The organism is Kosakonia oryziphila (assembly GCF_900094795.1).
Lineage (GTDB): Bacteria > Pseudomonadota > Gammaproteobacteria > Enterobacterales > Enterobacteriaceae > Kosakonia > Kosakonia oryziphila.
The window spans coordinates 17731-34171 of record NZ_FMBC01000023.1; the positions used below are offsets into that span (position 1 = coordinate 17731).

Genomic DNA, 16441 nt, shown 5'->3' on the forward strand with positions numbered 1-16441 from the left:
TCCTCAAAAACCAGCGGCGGAGCCGTTACTGCGGGGATCAAATGCCCCTTCAAACAGACCGTCAGGATGGCGGACAATCGCGCCTGCGTGGCCCATCACTTCGGTGAAATCCGCCAGCACATCAACGTCATGACCTAACGCGCGCAGATGGGCGAGAGTTGCGGACGAGAAGCGGCCTTCCAGTTTCAGTGAATCCGAGGTTTGCCCCCAGGTGCGCCCTAGCAGCCAGCGCGGGCGGCTGATTGACTCTTGCAGCGGTACGCCTTGCATCACGTAGCGGGTAAAAAGCGCCGCCTGGGTTTGTGGCTGGCCGTCGCCGCCCATCGAGCCGTAGACCATCACGCGGCCATCATGTAACCGTGCTGCCGCCGGGTTGAGGGTATGAAACGGTTGTTTACCCGCTGCCAGCGCCAGCAGGTGATCGGGGTTGAGGCTGAACGATGCGCCACGGTTTTGCCAGACGATTCCCGTGTCAGGCAGCACCACGCCGCTACCAAATTCATGATAAATGCTCTGAATAAATGACACGGCGAGGCCGCGGTTATCCATCACGCCCATCCAGACGGTATCACCCGGCCCTTTGCCTGCGCCCCATGGCGCGGCTTGTTGATCATCCACACGGTTGGCCAGCGCCTGAAGTTCGCTTGCAGCCAGCAGGCTCTGGATATCGGTTTTCAGGTGGCGTGGATCGGTGATGTGGGCATCGCGCAGGCCGAAGGCGAGCTTGGTGGCCTCTACAATGCGGTGTACGGTGGCAGCATCGTCCGCGTTTTCCATCATCAGGCGGTCGGTAATACCAAGGATTGCCAGTGAAACCAGCCCTTGCGTTGGCGGCGCAAGGTTCCATACATCACCCTGCGAATGCTGCAAGTGTAACGGCGCAGCGCGGCGCGCATGGTGCTGCTGAAGATCCTCCAGCGTCACAGGCATGCCATATTGCGCCATGCCGCGCGCCAGCCTCTCCGCCAGCGGGCCGCGATAAAAACTCTCCAGCCCCTCTTCAGCAAGGCGTTGCAGCGTGGCGGCGAGCGCCGGTTGACGGAAAAGGCTGCCCGCTTTTGGCGGTTGACCATTGTGCAGATAAGTGTCGGCAAAGCCAGGGAGATTGCGCAGCTCTGCCAGTTTATCCGCAGTGGCGGTGGCCTGGGAAAGAGTTACTGGCGTGCCGTGCCAGGCGTAATCTATCGCATCCGCCAGCAGACGCGGCAACGGCAGCGCTTTTCCGGTTAATTCGTGAGAAACCTTCAACGCTTCATCCCAGCCGCTGACCGTGCCCGCAACAGTGAGCGCGGCGCGCGGCCCGCGATGCGGAATTGCCGCCAGATCGCTGTAGGCCGCAAGCGTCGCCAGTGAACCGGCGGCGCCGCTGGCGTCGATAGCAATCGGTTCGCCTTCCGGCGGCACAATCAGCCAGAAACCGTCACCGCCGAGGCTGTTCATATGGGGATAAACCACCGCAATCGTCGCCGCAGCGGCAACCATCGCCTCGATGGCGCTGCCGCCTTCGCGCAGGACAGACAGCGCACTTTGGCTGGCCAGATGATGGGGGGCGACCGCCATCCCGTGGGTGGAGACATTACTTTGCATTAGCTGTCCTCGAAAGCCGAAAAGTAGTCTGAGTTTGCAAAAGCCGTTCCATCTCTGAATAAAAAGTTTCACGAAGAGGGGCGTGGTATTTTTTTGCCGGGCTGGCATGCATTGTGAAAGGGGAAATCGGTATAGTGCGATGAAACGAAAGTTACAGGGGTCTTATGGAACAGCTTGATGAACGTCTGAAAGGGCAATATGCCTCGTTATCGCCCCAGGAGCAGCGGGTGGCTGATTTTATCTTTGATCACTTTGATGACCTCATTAGCTATAACAGCGCGGAGCTGGCGCAGCTCAGCGGGGTGTCGAAAGCTACCGTCAGCCGCCTGTTCAAGCGTCTGGGGTATGAAAAATACAAAGATATGCGTGATGAACTGCGTACGTTGCGACAAAGCGGAATGCCGCTGACGGATAACCGCGATGCGGTACAGGGCAATACGCTGCTGGCGCGCCACTATAAGCAGGAGATGGCGAACCTGACGCAGTGGGTTAATGCGCTGGATGCGCAGCAGTTTGCCGGCGCGCTGGACGCCATAGTGAAGGCACAACGCATCATTATTATTGGTATGCGTAACTCCTGGCCGGTGGCGCTGCACCTGCGCCAGCAGTTATTGCAGGCGCGCGGACAAGTACAGGTGCTGCCGCAGCCGGGGCAGAGCCTGAGTGAAGAACTGGTGGATTTAACGCCGGACGATCTGGTGGTAATGGTGGCGTTTCGCCGTCGCCCGCGCATTATCCGCCCGTTGATGCAGCAGCTACAGAACGCGAATATTCCGCTATTACTGCTGTGCGAGCCGCAGGCGCACAACCTTTTTCCACTGGCGAGCTGGCATCTTTGCGCACCGCTGGACAGCGTTTCTGCTTATGACAGCTATGCATCAGTAAACAGTTTGATCAACCTGCTGGCGAATGCGTTTCTGCATGAAATTCTCGATAAAGGACGTCCACGGATACATGACATTGCCACGCTGTATCAGAAGCTGGATGAACTGGAACAACGATAATGGGGCACCAGTGTGGTGATTTTGCATTATTTTGGTGCATTTGATTATTGCGAAACGTTCCGGCTTCAAGCGTATATCCTTTGTTTTCTCTGCGATAAATGCCGATTTCACCGTCGGCATTTTTATTGTGCATCGCTGGCACATTAGTTGCAGATGTGCATTTAAGGAATCTTTTGTTTCATGTTAACGTAACGGGGAATCACCATGAGAAAACTTTTGATCGCACTGGCCGGGGCCGCTTGTCTGTTCACCTATGCTGCGGCTGCGCAGGCTGACCAATTACAGGATATTGAAAAGCGCGGCGTGATCCGCATTGCCGTCCCGCAGGATTTTCCGCCGTTTGGCTCGGTAGGCACCGATCTACAACCGCAGGGCTATGACATCGATATGGCGCGTTATCTCGCCAAACAGATGAAGCTCAAGCTGCAACTGGTGCCGGTCACCAGCGCTAACCGCGTGCCTTATCTGCAAACCGATAAAGTGGATTTGGTGATCTCCAGCCTCGGTAAGAATGCCGAGCGCGAAAAGGTAATTGATTTCAGCCGCGCCTATGCGCCGTTCTTCCTCGGCGTGTTCGGGCCGAAAGGGGCGGAACTGAAAGATGCCGCAGCGCTGAGCGGCAAAAGCATCGGGGTAACGCGCGGCGCGGTTGAGGATATGGTATTGACCAGCGTCGCACCGAAAGATGCCGATGTGAAACGTTACGAAGATAACAACACCACGCTCTCGGCATATCTCTCCGGGCAGGTGCAGTATGTCGCGACCGGTAACCTTGTTGTGGCGGCGATTGCCCGGCAGAACGCGGACAAAGCTCCGGTGCCGAGCTTTATGTTGAAAGATTCTCCGTGCTTTATCGGCCTGAAGAAGGACGAACCGGCGCTGAAAGAGAAGGTGAATGCGCTGATTGAGCAAGGGATTAAGGACGGTACGCTGAACAGCCTCTCTGAGCAGTGGCTGAAAGCGCCGCTGCCAGCAAACCTTGGTGTATAAGGCGTGTGGGCGTGTGAATGACTGAACAACTTCATTTTTCTGCACTCTGGCCGCACTGGCCAGAGTTGCTGGCGGGGATGTGGATCACCGTGCAGTTGACGGTGATGGCAACGGTGGGCGGTCTGGCGATTGGCATTTTCGGCGCGGCTATTCGTAGTGGTCGGCCGACGTGGTTCAGCCGGATCTGGGGTGGTTATGTGGAGCTGATCCGTAACACGCCGTTTGTGGTGCAACTCTTTTTTATCGTTTTTGGTCTGCCAAATATCGGTTTCAAGATGACGGCAGGCGAAGCGGCGCTACTGGCAATGATCGTCAACCTGGGTGCTTACAGCACGGAGATCGTGCGCGCGGGGATCCAGGTGACACCAAAAGGGCAATGGGAAGCCGGGCGCGTGCTGGGGTTGAGCCGAAGCCAGACCTTTATCCGCGTGGTGCTTCCACCTGCGTTGCAGCGCATTTATCCGGCGCTGGTCAGCCAGTGCATTATTGTCATGCTGGGGTCGTCCGTGGTGTCGCAGGTCTCTTATGAAGAGTTGACCTTCGCCGCCAACCTGATCCAGTCGCGGACATTCCTCAGCTTTGAGGTCTATCTGGTGACCACCGGCATTTATCTGCTGCTCTCGATCGCCATGCGTCAGTTGATGATGGCAGCGGGACGTAAATGGTTGGGGGTACAGGCATGATGGGCACATTTACTGACTGGGACATTATCCGCAACCTGCTGCTGGCTGGGCGCTGGACGGTGTTGTTGTCGCTGGTGGCGTTTATGGGCGGTGCGCTGGTAACGCTGCCGCTGTTGCTGTTGCGACTCACTGGCGGGCGTCAGGTGAAACGTCTGATCCGCGTGTATATCGAACTGTTTCAGGGCACGCCGCTGTTGATGCAGTTATTCCTCGCCTTTTTCGGTGTAGCGCTGTTTGGCATCGATGTATCGCCCTGGACGGCGGCTTCGCTGGCGCTGACGTTTTATACCAGCGCATTTTTACTGGATATCGGCTATGGCAGCATTCGCGCGCTGCCGAAAGGGCAATGGGAAGCCTCACGCTGCCTGGGGCTGAGCTTTGGTCAGACATTATTCCGTGTGGTGGCACCGCAGGCATTGCGCATCGCCATTGCGCCAACGGTCGGTTTTGCCGTGCAGGTGATAAAAGGTACCGCGCTTTCGTCAATCATCGGTTTTGTTGAATTGACCAAGGCTGGCACGATGCTTACCAACGTCACTTATCAGCCGTTTAAAGTCTTTGCGCTGGTGGCGCTGGGCTACTTCATTTTGTGCTATCCGCTGTCCCGCTACAGCCGTTACCTGGAGAATAAATTCAATGCCTCTCATCACCATTAATCAGGTACAGAAGTACTACGGCGACAACCACGTGCTGAAGGGTGTCGATCTGGACATCGATATGGGCGAAGTGATCTCGATTATTGGCCGTAGTGGATCGGGTAAAAGCACACTGCTGCGCTGTATTAACGGCCTCGAAGGCTACCAGGACGGAAGCATCAAACTGGGTGGCGTGACCATTACCGACCGTGATTCACAGGCGCGAGAGATCAGCCGCTCCATTGGGATGGTGTTCCAGAACTTTAATTTGTTCCCGCACATGACCGCGCTGGAGAACGTCATGCTGGCGCCACGGCGGGTGCTGAAGAAAAGCGCCGCCGAGTGTCGCGAACTGGCGCAACGGATGCTGGAGAAAGTGGGGCTTGGCGACCGCCTCGATTACTACCCGGCGAATCTCTCCGGTGGCCAGCAGCAACGCGTGGCGATCGCCCGTGCGCTGGCGATGTCGCCAAAAGTTTTACTCTGTGACGAGATAACTTCGGCGCTCGATCCCGAACTGGTGGGCGAAGTACTGAGAGTGCTGGAACAACTTGCCGCCGAAGGGATGACGCTGATCCTCGTCACTCATGAAATGAATTTTGCCCGCGAAGTGGGCGACCGCGTGGTGTTTATGCATCAGGGACGTGTGTGGGAGCAGGGTGACAGCAAAACGCTGTTTGCCAACCCGCAAACCACCGAGCTGAAGCAGTTTATCTCCTCCGTGCGCGGTCTTAATTAATGTAAGGAACTTCAAATGGATATCGCTCAATTTCCGCAAATCAATCCGCCGCAACGTCTGCTGATGGGGCCGGGGCCAATCAATGCTGACCCGCGCGTGCTGCGCGCCATGTCGAGCCAACTGATCGGCCAGTACGATCCGGCGATGACCCACTATATGAATGAAGTGATGGCGCTTTATCGCGGCGTGTTTCGTACAGAAAACCGCTGGACGATGCTGATTGACGGCACGTCACGCGCCGGGATAGAAGCGATCCTTATTTCTGCAATCCGGCCGGGCGATAAAGTGCTGGTACCGGTGTTTGGCCGCTTTGGTCATCTGCTGTGTGAAATTGCCCGCCGCTGCCGCGCCGAAGTACATACCATTGAAGTCCCGTGGGGTGAGGTTTTCACGCCGGATCAGATTGAAGATGCCATTAAGCGCGTGCGTCCGCGTCTGCTGTTAACGGTGCAGGGCGATACGTCAACCACCATGCTGCAACCGCTGGCGGAACTGGGTGCTATTTGTCGTCGCTACGATGTGCTGTTTTACACTGATGCTACCGCTTCACTCGGTGGCAACACGCTGGAAACCGATGCCTGGCAGTTGGATGCCGTCTCTGCGGGGATGCAGAAGTGCTTAGGCGGGCCGTCCGGTACATCGCCCATTACCCTGAGCAGCCGCATGGAGGAGGTGATCCGCCGCCGTAAATGTATTGAAGAGGGCATTCGCACCGATGCGCATCTCGACGGTGTGGATGAGATGGTTTACTCCAACTATTTCGATCTCGGGATGGTGATGGATTACTGGGGGCCGGAACGGCTGAATCACCATACTGAAGCGACCACTGCACTATTCGGCGCGCGTGAATGCGCACGCCTGATCCTGCAAGAGGGGCTGGATAATGGCATTGCGCGCCATAAGCTTCATGGCGATGCGTTGCTGAAAGGGATTCAGGCAATGGGGCTTGAAGCCTATGGCGATTTGCAACACAAGATGAACAACGTGCTGGGCGTCGTCATTCCGCAAGGCGTGAACGGTGACCAGGTACGCAAATTGATGCTGGAGGATTTTGGCATTGAGATCGGCACCTCTTTCGGACCGCTGCATGGCAAAGTGTGGCGTATCGGCACTATGGGTTACAACGCGCGTAAAGCCTGTGTGATGAATACCCTGAGTGCTCTGGAGTCGGTGCTGAATTACCTGAAATTTGCCACCACGCAAGGCGCGGCGATGCAGGCCGCGTGGGATCACTATCGCTGCGAGGACGTGTGATGACTCAACCGGCACGTCTGGAGGCGGCAGTACGTGTGATGGCCCGCGCCAATGAGCTGGCAGCGATCAGTGAAACACCGGATGCGCTAACCCGGGTTTATCTTTCCGCACAGCATTTGCAGGCCAACCAACAGGTTGCTGAGTGGATGTGCCAGGCGGGAATGCTCGTCTGGCAGGACAGCGTGGGCAATATTTGTGGTCGCTATGAGGCGGCACAGGAAGGCGCTCCGGCGGTGTTGCTCGGTTCGCATCTTGATACGGTGCGTAACGCCGGGCGCTATGACGGGATGCTCGGGGTGCTGACGGCTATCGAAGTGGTACAGAGCCTGCATCAGCAGGGATTACGTCTGGCACAGGCGATCGAGATTGTCGGTTTTTGTGATGAAGAAGGAACGCGTTTTGGCATCACTTTGCTGGGAAGCCGCGGTTTGACCGGAAGCTGGCCAGCGCACTGGCTCACGCAAACTGATGCCGAAGGTATTAGCGTGGCGCAGGCGATGGTAAATGCCGGACTGGATCCGCACCGGATCCCGCAGGCGGCGCGTGATGCGGCGGCCTTCAGCAGCTATCTTGAATTGCATATCGAGCAGGGGCCGTGTCTGGAACAGGCGGGGCTGGCGCTGGGTGTGGTTGAGGCGATCAACGGCGCGCGCAGGCTGAATTGCCGCTTTATCGGCGAGGCCGGACACGCTGGCACGGTGCCGATGAGTCACCGGAAAGATGCACTGGCTGCGGCTGCCGAATGGATGATCGCGGTTGAGAGCACCACGCAACAGCAAGGCGGCAATCTGGTGGCGACCGTGGGAAATATGCGGGTTCTGCCAGGCGCGGTGAATGTTATCCCCGGCGAGGTGTTATTGTCGCTCGATATCCGTGGCCCGCAGGATGCACCACTTGATGCCTTGCTCAATGAATTGCTGGCGATGGCGCAGGTTATCTCGGCGCGTCGTCATCTGCAATTCAGCGCCGAAGAGTATTACCGCATTGCCGCCACGCCCTGCAATCAAAAGCTGCAAACCCTGCTTGCCGATGCGGTACAGGTTGTGCAGGGTGAGACGTTGTCGCTACCGAGTGGCGCAGGGCATGATGCCATCGCCATGGCGGAACGCTGGCCAGTTGGTATGCTGTTTGTGCGCTGCAAAGGCGGAATTAGCCACCATCCGGCGGAATCAGTACTGGTGGAAGATGTTGCGCTGGCCATTGATGCCTTTGGCCGCGCAGTGAGCGTGTTGGCCACTGCGGAATAACCTGCGCAGTGGCGGTTTTCGGCCAAAAGGGAGGCGATGGAGGAATTTCGTCGTATTGCGCTGCCCGCAGAGGCAATTGCTAAAGCCATTGTGTGGGCCATTGCACAGCCGGATGGCGTCGATGTCAGCGAAATGATTGTTCGCCCAACACAAAGCGCATATTGAGGAGGCGCAACTGGATAAAAAGTCTATATAGGGCGCTGCCTGCGCGGGCGTGAAAAGCAAGGACTGAGGCGATATTGATAATGACGCCACGGTCATTTTCGACAAAGCGCGGTAGTGCCGCCAGCGTCAGGCACATCAGTGCGGTGATATTCAGCGTATAAATGATTTCATGCTCTTCAGCAATTGAAGAAAAACATCGCTTTTTGCGCCAGTGCACACTCCGGACAACCGTACCCGGCGAAACGTCATAAATGTGTCACAATCTTTGCTTTCAGGCCGCGAAATGAGGGAAAAGAATGAAAAAGGTAATCAGGGTAAGCGCTATTGCCATGGCTATGTCCGCACCGGTCGCGCTGGCGCAGGAGATACCACAAGGCTATCAATTACAACAGGTTTTGATCATGAGCCGCCACAACCTGCGTGCGCCGTTAGCCAATAATGGCAGCGTACTGGAACAATCGACGCCGAACCGCTGGCCACAGTGGGATGTACCGGGCGGCGAGTTGACCACCAAAGGCGGCGTACTGGAAGTGTATATGGGCCATTTTATGCGCGAATGGCTGGTCAAAGAACAGTTGCTGAAAGCGGGGGAGTGTCCATCCGCGAACAGTGTCTATGTCTGGGCCAACAGCCTGCAACGCACGGTTGCCACAGCACAGTTTTTCACCAACGGCGCGTTTCCCGGCTGTGATGTTCCGGTTCATCACCAGGAAAAGATGGGCACCATGGATCCCACTTTTAACCCGGTGATCACCGAGGATTCGGCTGAATTCAGTCAGCAGGCGGTCAACGCGATGGAGGCACAGCGCCAGAAGTTTGCGCTGAATGGCAGTTACCAGTTACTGGAAAAAATCACGCGCTATCGCGCATCTCCGGCCTGTAAAGAGAAACAGCAATGCTCGCTCACCGATGCGAAAGATACCTTTAGCGCAAAATATCAGCAAGAACCGGGTGTGTCCGGGCCGTTGAAAGTCGGCAATTCGCTGGTGGATGCCTTTACGCTGCAATATTACGAAGGTTTCCCGCTCGATCAGGTTGCGTGGGGAGAGATTAAAAGCGATGCACAATGGCGCGAATTATCGAAGCTGAAAAACAGTTATCAGGACACACTGTTCACCTCGCCGGAAGTGGCGCGCAACGTCGCAAAACCACTGGTGAAATACCTCGACAAAACGCTGGTGGAAGAGGCCAGCAGCGCGCCGAAAATCATCGTTCTGGTCGGGCATGATTCCAACATTGCTTCCTTGCTGACTGCGCTCAATTTCGAGCCTTACCAGTTGCATAACCAGTACGAGCGTACGCCCATCGGCGGACAAATTGTGTTCCAGCGCTGGCATGACACGGCGGGTAAACGTGATGTCATGAAAATTGAATACGTTTATCAAAGTACGGAACAACTGCGAAACACGGAGCCGTTATCACTGGCTTCCCCCGCGCAGCGCGTCACCCTGACGCTAAAAGGTTGCCCGGTGGACAGCAATGGTTTCTGCCCGGTAGATAAATTTAATGCGCTGATGCGTGATGCGGCAAAATGAAAAAAAGCCCCCGCGAAGGCGGGGGCGAGAGTGGTTATACATTTTTCCGTTCTATCGTCTGTTCACCCCAGAAGAGTTCATCTTTGTCGGTTTTATCAAAGGCGCGAAGTAACACGTCGTCGCTGCCTTCTTCCCAGATTTTCTCTGCCAGTACCTCGTCGTAATCGGCGACTTCAAAGATAGCCTCGGCGATCTCCGGCGAGGTATTGCGTAAACTGGCCCATTCACCGACGCGATGGGCTTTCGCTTCTTGAGTTGGCATCTGTCTCCTCCTGATGAAGGTTAGCCGTTCAATTTTACTGCCAGTCCAGCAACATATTCGCCCTGGTAACGGGCAATGGACAGCTCTTCGTTGCTGGGCTGACGTGAACCGTCACCACCGGCAATGGTGGTTGCGCCATAAGGCGTACCGCCGCGAACCTGCGAGACATCGAACAATTCTTGTGCGGCATAGCCAATCGGCACGATGACCATTCCATGATGTGCAAGCGTAGTCCATGTCGAGGAAATTGTGTGCTCCTGGCCGCCGCCCGTACCGGTGGAACTAAAGACGCTCGCCAGTTTGCCGTACAGTGCGCCAGATGCCCATAACCCGCCAGTCTGGTCCAGGAAGGTACGCATTTGCCCGGACATATTGCCGAAACGGGTTGGCGTACCGAAAATAATCGCGTCGTAGTCGGCCAGCTCTTGTGGTGTGGCGACGGGAGCATTCTGCGTCTTACCGCCAGATTTTAAGAACAGCTCTGCAGGCATTGTTTCAGGAACACGTTTGATGACCACTTCAGCGCCATTCACTTTCTGTGCGCCTTCCGCGACCGCATGCGCCATCGTTTCAATGTGTCCATACATGGAATAATAAAGCACCAACACTTTAGCCATTTGCATCACTCCTGATTAGCTGATTTCGGCAGCACTTCGCTGCGTTCTTCTTAAGCGTATGACGTGATAGCCAGAGTGCAAGTAATAGAGCCATTTCTTTGATAAATAATAAGTTAAGCGTGGCCTGACGCAAGTTACAATCAGACACATATTGATAACGGCATTATTCTGAAGCGTTAAGAGGGGCTTATCGGTTTCGATTAGGGAATATTGGATATCAGGCAGCGAAGCTGTTGCAGGATATTACCATTCACTGGATGAATGATTATGTTCCACTAAGCTTAGTTCCACACGGCGCAGATAAAGGCTCGGCCTCTACGTCGTGAGGTGAAAGAATCCTCTTTTACTGAATGCAGTATGATGTCTAACATTTCACTTATCTGGAGGTCAGACATGGCAAACCATCGTGGTGGAGCAGGCAACTTCGCTGAAGATCGTGAAAGAGCATCAGCAGCAGGCCGCAAAGGTGGGCAGCAAAGCGGGGGGAATTTCAAAAACGATCCCCAACGCGCATCCGAAGCCGGTAAAAAAGGGGGCAAAAATAGTCACGGTAGCCGTGAAAGCTAACGTCGAGTATTGACAACCTGGCAGGTTGTCGCTACGCCCGCCGCCGGGGAAACCCGGCGGTTTTTTTGCGCTTGCGCAACCCGTCGCGCCAACGCACACTACGGGTTTATCTTCTGGTCGGTGTATTATGTCCCTCTCTCGTTACGCCTTTTCCGTCAAACCCCAGGAAGCGTTACTGATCGTCATCACTCTGTTCTGGGGCGGTACATTTCTTGCGGTGCAGTATGCCGTGACAATGAGCGGCCCATTTTTCTTTGTTGGTCTACGTTTTGCCACCGCCGGTCTGGCCGTAGTGTTACTTTCTTTGAGAGTCTTAAATGGCATCACCTGGCTGGAAATAAAAGCCGGCGGGGTGATCGGTATGGCTATCGCCCTCGGCTACAGCCTGCAAACCTGGGGGCTGCAATTTATTCCCAGTAGTAAATCGGCATTTATCACTGCTATGTATGTTCCGCTGGTGCCGCTGTTACAGTGGCTGTGTCTGGGGCGGATGCCGGGGCTGATGCCGTGCATAGGGATCGCGCTGGCGTTTAGCGGGCTATTGTCGCTGGCCGGGCCGGAGGGCAATATGCTGGCGCTGGGGAAAGGGGAGATCATTACACTTGCCAGCGCAGTGGCGATTGCCGCCGAGATCATTCTAATCAGCGCCTGGGCCGGGAAAGTCGATGTCCGGCGGGTGACAGTAGTGCAGTTGCTGACGGCTTCGCTGGTGTCTTTTGCCGCCATGATTCCTTCTGGCGAATCAGTACCGACGCTGTCGCCGGGGTTGCTGCTGGTCGCTCTGGGTCTGGGGATTTTCAGCGCCATTATTCAGGTAGTTATGAACTGGGCGCAGCGCAGCGTATCACCCACACGCGCGACGGTGATTTACACTGGCGAACCGGTGTGGGCGGGCGTATTTGGTCGTCTGGCCGGTGAGCGTTTGCCGCTGCTGGCGCTGTTCGGTGGGGCACTGATTGTACTGGGCGTGCTGGTCAGTGAATTGAAGCTGAAAAAGAAAAAAGCGCCGTTGCCAGCGCCTGAGAACAGTGTTAAACGGTCGGAAGGTTAGCAGGCAGGGCGTGATAGCGCCGGTCAAACCACACCAGCCCCTCCGGCGTTGGATGACGGGAAATATCGACGATCTGGCAAAACAGAATATCGTGCGTCCCAACGCTCACTACCTGGCTGATATGACAGTCAAACGAGGCCAGCGCATCCGCCAGACGCGGACAGCCGGTTTCGCCTTGCAGCCAGCGTGCTGCGGCAAATCGTTCATCCATTGGCGTTTTGCCGCCAAACAAATTCGATAAACTTTCTTGTCCCGCCGCCAGCGTATTCACACACAGCGCCTGATTATTGCTGAATACCGGCCAGACGGACGCTGAACGGTTAAGGCATACCAGCAGCGTTGGCGGTGAATCGGTGACACTGCATACGGCGCTGGCAGTGAAACCGGCACGGCCCGCCGGGCCATCGGTAGTGATAATGTTGACTGCCGCGCCGACACAGGCCATCGCGTCGCGAAATGTGGTGCTGTCGATACTCATAACATAAACCTCATGCAAACTGACACACATCAGCAAAGGGCAAGCGCGGCAGGCGATCGTAGAGTTTGCTGGCATCGCCGTAACCAATGTTGACCAGTAAATTGCTGCGCCAGCCGTTGTCAGCAAAAAATGCGCTATCGATAACGGCACGATCGAAGCCGGACATCGGGCCGGTATCCAGCCCCAGCGCCCGACAGGCGAAAATCAGGTAGGCCGCCTGCATGGAACTGTTGCGAAATGCCGTCTCCTCCGCCAGTTGCGGGCTGGAGGTGAACCAGCTCCGGGCATCGCCATGGGGAAACAGCACCGGTAATTGTTCATAAAATTCACTGTCCCAGGCAACGATGGCCGTCACCGGCGCACTGAGCGTTTTTGCCAGGTTGCCGCTGGAGAGCGCCGGGCGCAGCTTCTCTTTGCCTTCCGGCGTGCGGATAAACACCAACCGCGCCGGGCTACAGTTGGCCGACGTTGGTCCCATTTTCAGCAGATCGTAAACCTGTTGCAGCGTCTCATCGCTAACCGACCGTTCCAGCCAGCCATTGTGGGTGCGCGCCTGGTTGAACAGGGTATCCAGCGCCGCAGCGTTAACGGCTTCGCTCATAAATTCTCCTTCTGAGCCAGAGTCAAAACGGGCAGCATGCTATGTAGCCCGTCGAGTAAAAGAGTATTAAAGCCTTCGCTTTCGGTGATATTGCAGGCATGTGCGCCACGTTCCATCACATGTAATTGGCTACCGGGGATCGTTGCTTGCAGGTCGGCGGAGCAGGTCCAGGGCACCAGCAGATCGTCCCGCGCACAGATGATGTGTGTCGGGCAGCGAATCTCTTGCGCCCGGCGACTGAAGTCGGCATTTTTCAGCGCCGCCAGGCGACGCAACAGATTTCCCGAACCCTGAAAATGCGCCAGCGCCTCCTCCGCTTCCATCCTGGGGGCATGAGCGGCCATCCAGTCCGCCGGGTAGAGGAACAGTGGTTGCGCCTGTACCCAGGCTTCTGCGCCGCCCGCCGCCAGCAACCGCTCGCGCACGCGGAAACAGCGCAGCGTATGGTCGTTCAGCCGTAGCCAGCCATTCACCAGCACCAGCCCACTTATCGCCTGCGGATAGTCCAGCGCCAGTTGCAGGCCAATCAGAGCGCCCAGCGCGTGGCCGATAAGGCAAAAACGGGGAATTCCTTCCGCCAGCAACGCCTGGTGCAGCTCCGTTGCCATATCCTGCATGCTATAACCATCCGCTAGCGTGGCCGGGTTATTGCCGGTTCCGCGCTGGTCATAGCGCACTACCTGGTAATGCGCTTCCAGCGCCGAGAGTTGCGCCAACCAGTAGTTGCCAGCGCCGCCTAACCCGGCGCTCAGTACCACCACTGGCGCGCCTGCATACGGCGCATCGCTCAGGGTTAGCTTCATGGCATCCTCACAGACCGATGTGCGCAACGGTGGCGATCTCCACCAGCGCATCGGGTTTCACCAGGCCGCATTGAATGCAGAAACGCGCCGGTTTATCGCCGGGGAAAAACTCGGCGTACACTTCGTTAATCGCGGCGTAATTTTTCCAGTCGGTGATAAAGATGCTGTTGAATGTCACATCCTCCATCGTGCCACCTGCGGTCTCGATCACGCGCTTGATCGTTTCCAGCACGTGGCGCGTTTGCGCCTTTGGGTCGCCAACAAACACCACGTTATTGTCGGCATCAAACGGTAGTGTGCCGGAGACATAGACCACGCCGTCAGCCAGCGTACCCGGAACAAACGGGGCGATAGGGGTGGTGGTGCCCGGCGGAATAATGACCTGTTTTGGCATGATAAGTCTCCTTACGCAATGTTGACCTGTTTTTGAGGTGCCAGGGCGGAGCAGAAAGTCTGCACATCGCTCACCCAGCCGAAGAAAGTTTCGATATTGAACAGCGCGGCTTGCTGGGCAAATGCCGGGCCAGCCTGATGGGTGGCGTCTTCCAGTACGATGCCGAAGTATTCGAGAAAAAAGCCGTCACGCAGCGTGGATTCAACACAGACGTTGGTGGCAATGCCGGTAAATACCAGATGACGAATGCCGCGGCTGCGCAGGAGGCTGTCCAGTGGCGTATTAAAGAAGCCGCTGTAGCGTGGTTTCGGCAGTACGATATCACCAGCTTGCGGTTTCAGTTCTTCCACCAGTTCATAATCCCAACCGCCTTTTGCCAGCAATTTGCCCTGCAATTCCGGGTGTTTGCACATGGTCTTCAGCGCGTTAGATTTGTGGTAGTTCGGCGAACCGGGGCCACCGGCTTCCACATACTGATCATCCCAGCCGTTCTGAAACCAGATAATCAGCATCCCGGCTTTGCGGGCGGCGGCAACGGCAATATTGATACTCTCAATCACCGGCCTGGTGGCCGAGACATCAAACCCGGCCAAATCCAGGTAGCCGCCGGGGCTGGCATAGGCATTTTGCATATCCACCACAATCAGGGCGCTTCGCTCTGGCGAAAAATCGACCGATTCCGGGCGTGCGTTGAGGGTAATCATCAGGCAACCTCGCGTGTTGGGGCTGGAATATGGCTACGGCACTGCATCAGCGGCTGAATGCGCTCGCCAAACGTTTCGACGCCCTGTAAAAAATCATCAAAGGTAAGCAATACGCCGTCGGTGCCGGGAACGCTGGCAACCTCATCAAGTAAGCGTGCTACCGTGGCATATGAACCTACCAGCGTACCCATATTGATATTCACCGCCGATGTTGGATCGGCCATCTGGCGCACATTCGTGTCCGCGCCGGAACGGGTATCTTTCTGGCTTTGCTCGGTAAGCCATGCCAGCGCTTCGTCGTCAGCGCCCGCTTTGTAGTGCTCCCATTTTGCCCGCGCCGCCTCGTCGGTTTCATCGGCAATAACCATAAACAGTACATAGGAACCAACATCACGCCCGGTGGCGCAGGCCGCTTCCTGCATACGTTTGGCAGTAGGCGCAAATGCGGTTGGCGTGTTAACACCTTTGCCGAAGCAGAAGTTGTAATCAGCGTATTGCGCGGAAAATGCCATTCCCGCATCGCTTTGCCCGGCGCAGATTACTTTCATCGGGCCAGCAGGTTGTGGACTGACGCGGCAATCATTCATGGTGAAAAATTCGCCTTTGAAATCGCTTTTGCCGGTTCCCCAAAGATCGCGTAATACCTGTACGTACTCCGTCAGATAGTCATAGCGACGGGAGAAGTAGTCGTCGCCCGGCCACAGACCCATCTGCTCATACTCCGGCTTTTGCCAACCAGTCACCAGATTGACGCCAAAACGCCCGCCGGAGATGGAATCTATGGTCGATGCCATCCGTGCGACAATGGCGGGCGCCAGCGTTAGGGTTGCGGCAGTGGCGTAGATTTGAATACGAGAAGTGACCGCCGCCAGTCCGGCCATCAGCGTGAAGGATTCAAGGTTATGATCCCAGAATTCGGTTTTGCCGCCAAAACCGCGCAGCTTGATCATCGAGAGCGCAAAATCGAAGTGGTAATGCTCCGCTTTCTGCACAATCGCTTTATTCAGTTCAAAGGTCGGCTTGTACTGAGGCGCATGGGTTGAAATCAGCCAGCCGTTGTTGCCAATTGGAACGAAAACACCAATTTTCATTACCTACCTCGCTTTGTCAGGTGAATGTCTGGCG

The 16441-nt window shown here is 56.1% G+C and carries 20 protein-coding genes and 1 pseudogene; 11 read left to right on the plus strand and 10 right to left on the minus strand.

What is annotated here, in order from left to right; translation table 11 throughout:
* Positions 1 to 3: 3 nt before the first annotated feature.
* The gene (gene hpxW / locus GA0061070_RS12340) at positions 4 to 1587 is read right to left on the minus strand and encodes an oxamate amidohydrolase (RefSeq protein ID WP_090136430.1); all 1584 of its coding nucleotides are present in this window, start codon (positions 1585 to 1587) and stop codon (positions 4 to 6) included.
* Between the two features lie 164 nt (positions 1588 to 1751).
* Here hpxW and hpxU point away from each other — a divergent pair, with 164 nt between their 5' ends.
* The 8 genes and pseudogenes from hpxU to GA0061070_RS25525 all read left to right on the plus strand — a co-directional run.
* Positions 1752 to 2591 (plus strand): MurR/RpiR family transcriptional regulator HpxU, encoded by an 840-nt coding sequence (gene hpxU / locus GA0061070_RS12345; protein WP_090136431.1) that lies wholly within the window; start codon positions 1752 to 1754, stop codon positions 2589 to 2591.
* Between the two features lie 204 nt (positions 2592 to 2795).
* Positions 2796 to 3581, plus strand: a complete 786-nt coding sequence (locus GA0061070_RS12350) for a transporter substrate-binding domain-containing protein (protein WP_167353575.1) — start codon at positions 2796 to 2798, stop codon at positions 3579 to 3581.
* A 17-nt stretch (positions 3582 to 3598) separates the two neighbouring features.
* The gene (locus GA0061070_RS12355; RefSeq protein WP_090136433.1) at positions 3599 to 4264 is read left to right on the plus strand and encodes an amino acid ABC transporter permease; all 666 of its coding nucleotides are present in this window, start codon (positions 3599 to 3601) and stop codon (positions 4262 to 4264) included.
* Positions 4264 to 4920, plus strand: coding sequence for an amino acid ABC transporter permease (locus GA0061070_RS12360; protein WP_167353577.1), 657 nt, complete (start codon positions 4264 to 4266; stop codon positions 4918 to 4920). The genes GA0061070_RS12355 and GA0061070_RS12360 overlap by 1 nt, the downstream gene beginning before the upstream one ends.
* The gene (locus tag GA0061070_RS12365) at positions 4901 to 5638 is read left to right on the plus strand and encodes an amino acid ABC transporter ATP-binding protein (RefSeq protein WP_090136435.1); all 738 of its coding nucleotides are present in this window, start codon (positions 4901 to 4903) and stop codon (positions 5636 to 5638) included. The genes GA0061070_RS12360 and GA0061070_RS12365 overlap by 20 nt, the downstream gene beginning before the upstream one ends.
* A gap of 15 nt (positions 5639 to 5653) precedes the next feature.
* A complete protein-coding gene (locus GA0061070_RS12370) occupies positions 5654 to 6892 on the plus strand; it encodes a pyridoxal-phosphate-dependent aminotransferase family protein (RefSeq protein WP_090136436.1) in 1239 nt (412 codons plus the stop codon).
* Positions 6892 to 8139: an allantoate amidohydrolase gene (hpxK, locus tag GA0061070_RS12375; protein WP_090136437.1), complete on the plus strand. Its 1248-nt coding sequence runs from the start codon at positions 6892 to 6894 to the stop codon at positions 8137 to 8139. Before GA0061070_RS12370 ends, hpxK begins: the two co-directional genes overlap by 1 nt.
* 27 nt (positions 8140 to 8166) lie before the next feature.
* A pseudogene (locus GA0061070_RS25525) lies at positions 8167 to 8304 on the plus strand (oxidoreductase); the annotation flags it as partial.
* Here GA0061070_RS25525 and GA0061070_RS25975 read toward each other — a convergent pair.
* The gene (locus GA0061070_RS25975; protein ID WP_425256054.1) at positions 8264 to 8521 is read right to left on the minus strand and encodes an SDR family NAD(P)-dependent oxidoreductase; all 258 of its coding nucleotides are present in this window, start codon (positions 8519 to 8521) and stop codon (positions 8264 to 8266) included. The pseudogene GA0061070_RS25525 and the gene GA0061070_RS25975 overlap by 41 nt on opposite strands.
* A 79-nt stretch (positions 8522 to 8600) precedes the next feature.
* Here GA0061070_RS25975 and agp point away from each other — a divergent pair, with 79 nt between their 5' ends.
* Positions 8601 to 9839 (plus strand): bifunctional glucose-1-phosphatase/inositol phosphatase, encoded by a 1239-nt coding sequence (gene agp, locus GA0061070_RS12390; RefSeq protein ID WP_090136438.1) that lies wholly within the window; start codon positions 8601 to 8603, stop codon positions 9837 to 9839.
* A gap of 34 nt (positions 9840 to 9873) precedes the next feature.
* Here the strand turns inward: agp and GA0061070_RS12395 are convergent, their stop codons facing one another.
* Positions 9874 to 10101, minus strand: a complete 228-nt coding sequence (locus GA0061070_RS12395) for a YccJ family protein (RefSeq protein WP_007374322.1) — start codon at positions 10099 to 10101, stop codon at positions 9874 to 9876.
* A 20-nt stretch (positions 10102 to 10121) separates the two neighbouring features.
* Entirely contained in the window at positions 10122 to 10718 is a 597-nt protein-coding gene (gene wrbA / locus GA0061070_RS12400; RefSeq protein WP_007374323.1) for an NAD(P)H:quinone oxidoreductase, read from the minus strand.
* A gap of 393 nt (positions 10719 to 11111) precedes the next feature.
* Here wrbA and GA0061070_RS12405 point away from each other — a divergent pair, with 393 nt between their 5' ends.
* A complete protein-coding gene (locus tag GA0061070_RS12405) occupies positions 11112 to 11285 on the plus strand; it encodes a con-10 family general stress protein (protein ID WP_071532050.1) in 174 nt (57 codons plus the stop codon).
* A gap of 124 nt (positions 11286 to 11409) precedes the next feature.
* A complete protein-coding gene (locus GA0061070_RS12410; RefSeq protein ID WP_090136479.1) occupies positions 11410 to 12336 on the plus strand; it encodes a DMT family transporter in 927 nt (308 codons plus the stop codon).
* On the opposite strand, the gene rutF is transcribed toward GA0061070_RS12410, so the two are convergent.
* From rutF to rutA, 6 genes are read right to left on the minus strand one after another with little or no spacing between them, the layout of a single operon-like run.
* Positions 12317 to 12814 carry an NADH-dependent FMN reductase RutF gene (gene rutF, locus GA0061070_RS12415; protein ID WP_090136439.1) on the minus strand — a complete coding sequence of 166 codons (498 nt, stop codon included), beginning with the start codon at positions 12812 to 12814 and terminating at the stop codon, positions 12317 to 12319. The genes GA0061070_RS12410 and rutF overlap by 20 nt on opposite strands.
* A 10-nt stretch (positions 12815 to 12824) precedes the next feature.
* The gene (locus tag GA0061070_RS12420; RefSeq protein WP_090136440.1) at positions 12825 to 13415 is read right to left on the minus strand and encodes a malonic semialdehyde reductase; all 591 of its coding nucleotides are present in this window, start codon (positions 13413 to 13415) and stop codon (positions 12825 to 12827) included.
* A complete protein-coding gene (rutD, locus tag GA0061070_RS12425; RefSeq protein WP_090136441.1) occupies positions 13412 to 14218 on the minus strand; it encodes a pyrimidine utilization protein D in 807 nt (268 codons plus the stop codon). Before rutD ends, GA0061070_RS12420 begins: the two co-directional genes overlap by 4 nt.
* Positions 14219 to 14225: 7 nt before the next feature.
* Complete coding sequence (gene rutC, locus GA0061070_RS12430; protein ID WP_090136442.1) at positions 14226 to 14612, minus strand: pyrimidine utilization protein C; 387 nt, start codon at positions 14610 to 14612, stop codon at positions 14226 to 14228.
* A gap of 11 nt (positions 14613 to 14623) precedes the next feature.
* Positions 14624 to 15316 (minus strand): pyrimidine utilization protein B, encoded by a 693-nt coding sequence (rutB, locus tag GA0061070_RS12435; RefSeq protein WP_090136443.1) that lies wholly within the window; start codon positions 15314 to 15316, stop codon positions 14624 to 14626.
* Positions 15316 to 16407 carry a pyrimidine utilization protein A gene (gene rutA, locus GA0061070_RS12440; protein ID WP_090136444.1) on the minus strand — a complete coding sequence of 364 codons (1092 nt, stop codon included), beginning with the start codon at positions 16405 to 16407 and terminating at the stop codon, positions 15316 to 15318. The genes rutB and rutA overlap by 1 nt, the downstream gene beginning before the upstream one ends.
* Between the last annotated feature and the right edge of the window lie 34 nt (positions 16408 to 16441).

Bases quoted from the DNA above. Each gene is read 5' to 3' on its own strand.
- hpxW (WP_090136430.1), bottom strand. From the start codon at position 1,587: ATGCAAAGTAATGTCTCCACCCACGGGATGGCGGTCGCCCCCCATCAT.
- hpxU (WP_090136431.1), top strand. From the start codon at position 1,752: ATGGAACAGCTTGATGAACGTCTGAAAGGGCAATATGCCTCGTTATCG.
- GA0061070_RS12350 (WP_167353575.1), top strand. From the start codon at position 2,796: ATGAGAAAACTTTTGATCGCACTGGCCGGGGCCGCTTGTCTGTTCACC.
- GA0061070_RS12355 (WP_090136433.1), top strand. From the start codon at position 3,599: ATGACTGAACAACTTCATTTTTCTGCACTCTGGCCGCACTGGCCAGAG.
- GA0061070_RS12360 (WP_167353577.1), top strand. From the start codon at position 4,264: ATGGGCACATTTACTGACTGGGACATTATCCGCAACCTGCTGCTGGCT.
- GA0061070_RS12365 (WP_090136435.1), top strand. From the start codon at position 4,901: ATGCCTCTCATCACCATTAATCAGGTACAGAAGTACTACGGCGACAAC.
- GA0061070_RS12370 (WP_090136436.1), top strand. From the start codon at position 5,654: ATGGATATCGCTCAATTTCCGCAAATCAATCCGCCGCAACGTCTGCTG.
- hpxK (WP_090136437.1), top strand. From the start codon at position 6,892: ATGACTCAACCGGCACGTCTGGAGGCGGCAGTACGTGTGATGGCCCGC.
- agp (WP_090136438.1), top strand. From the start codon at position 8,601: ATGAAAAAGGTAATCAGGGTAAGCGCTATTGCCATGGCTATGTCCGCA.
- GA0061070_RS12395 (WP_007374322.1), bottom strand. From the start codon at position 10,101: ATGCCAACTCAAGAAGCGAAAGCCCATCGCGTCGGTGAATGGGCCAGT.
- wrbA (WP_007374323.1), bottom strand. From the start codon at position 10,718: ATGGCTAAAGTGTTGGTGCTTTATTATTCCATGTATGGACACATTGAA.
- GA0061070_RS12405 (WP_071532050.1), top strand. From the start codon at position 11,112: ATGGCAAACCATCGTGGTGGAGCAGGCAACTTCGCTGAAGATCGTGAA.
- rutF (WP_090136439.1), bottom strand. From the start codon at position 12,814: ATGAGTATCGACAGCACCACATTTCGCGACGCGATGGCCTGTGTCGGC.
- GA0061070_RS12420 (WP_090136440.1), bottom strand. From the start codon at position 13,415: ATGAGCGAAGCCGTTAACGCTGCGGCGCTGGATACCCTGTTCAACCAG.
- rutD (WP_090136441.1), bottom strand. From the start codon at position 14,218: ATGAAGCTAACCCTGAGCGATGCGCCGTATGCAGGCGCGCCAGTGGTG.
- rutC (WP_090136442.1), bottom strand. From the start codon at position 14,612: ATGCCAAAACAGGTCATTATTCCGCCGGGCACCACCACCCCTATCGCC.
- rutB (WP_090136443.1), bottom strand. From the start codon at position 15,316: ATGATTACCCTCAACGCACGCCCGGAATCGGTCGATTTTTCGCCAGAG.
- rutA (WP_090136444.1), bottom strand. From the start codon at position 16,407: ATGAAAATTGGTGTTTTCGTTCCAATTGGCAACAACGGCTGGCTGATT.